A 1427-nucleotide genomic window follows, 5' to 3' on the forward strand; every position below is an offset into this window, starting at 1 on the left:
AACCAGCATGTCCGACGGCTCGGCCGCCAGCGCCTGGTCGAAGCCGACCATCTTCACGTCCGCGCGGCACGGCCTTGACGCCGTGTCGAAGGCCGCGTCAACCCTTGCACGCTCCGCAGCAGGAAGATACGGCGCAGCGCTGACGACGAACAGGGTCCGCACCGAAGGGCACCGGTCGGCTACGGCGACGGCTTTGTCCCAGAGCGCGCTGTCAGAGACAGGGGCGCAGGCGACCAGCGCTTGCGCCCCTGTCTCATTGACGATAGCGGCGATATAGTCGACCTCCAGCATCGGGTTGATTGGACTGGCGATGCCGGCAGCCTGCGCGCCCAGCAAGGCGTAATGGGTCTGGGGGAGATTGGGCAGCAGCAACGTCACCGCCGTGCCGGTTGTAATGCCGGCGCGGTGGAAGGCGTTGGCCGCTTGCGTCACGCGCGCCTTGAGGGTTGCGTAATCGACGACAAATTCTGGCGCGTCAGCCGCCCCGGTCATGACGAAGCGCAACGCGGTCTTGTCCGGATGACTGTCGCAGGCTTGGCACAGCAGTTCGTAAGTGTTCTGCGCGGGCAGCTTTTCCTGCCAGGGCGTGCGTTCGAAGTCGTCGATGTCGGCCTGGGTCCGGATGCCGCCGGTACGCGTCCAGCGATCGTGTGTGGTATCTGGCATATTGTCTCCTTGTATTGGCTTTTTTTTAGAGTCGCCCTGGCAGCAGGACGGCCCGCCGGGGTTGGCCTTGCTCGACGTGCAGGTACGCCTGCCCGGCCTGGCTGAGCGTAAAGGTCTTCACCGCAGGCGGGGCCAGCGCCGTCGCGCAATCGGCCAGTGCCTGCAAGGCCGAAGGGTTCGGGCGGAAAGTCGTCCACCCATAGCGCGCGCCCTTCGGTATCAGGCCGTGTTTGCCACGCTTGCCAACCAGCGTGGCCACGCCGCCTCCGAGCAGTCCCAGCCGGTCAAAGTTGCCGAGCAGCGGATGGACAGTGGTCGCGTGACCGGCCGCGTCGGGCGCCAGCAGTTGCAGCAGGTCCGCTTCGTCGTCCCAATTGGCGAAATTCAGAGTGGCGGCAAAATGCCGCGGCAGGCTCGCCAGCGATTGGCGGTGGCGATCGACGAGTTCGGCTGCGCCGGCGGCCAGGCAGGCATCGAGCCCGTTACGTCCGCCGACGGCGGTAACATTTGCTCCCAGCCTGTGCAGCGACCAGACCGCGATCTGGCCCAGGCCGCCGGTCGCGCCGTGCACGAGCACGGGACGCCCGTTCACGGTCTCGCGGCAGATCCCGGCGTCGGCGAACGCGCGCGTCACGGTCAGGAAGTTGTACGGTAGCGTTGCCAGCGCGGCGGCCGGGATGGACGACGGCCTGAGGCAAGCGTGTTCGGCGCGCATGGTGACATGGGTGGCATGCGTGCCCGCACTCGATGGCGGCTTGGCG

2 protein-coding genes are annotated in these 1427 nt (G+C 67.0%); both read right to left on the reverse strand.

Annotation, left to right across the window (positions count from 1 at the left end; translation table 11 throughout):
* A partial coding sequence (locus tag ACYP5B_RS46120; RefSeq protein WP_459574045.1) for an AMP-binding protein occupies positions 1–666 on the reverse strand: 666 nt, incomplete at its 3' end.
* A gap of 25 nt (positions 667–691) precedes the next feature.
* Positions 692–1427: MDR/zinc-dependent alcohol dehydrogenase-like family protein (locus ACYP5B_RS46125; protein ID WP_459570459.1), on the reverse strand; the 736-nt coding region annotated here is incomplete at its 5' end.

This window comes from Cupriavidus sp. 8B, assembly GCF_054589115.1.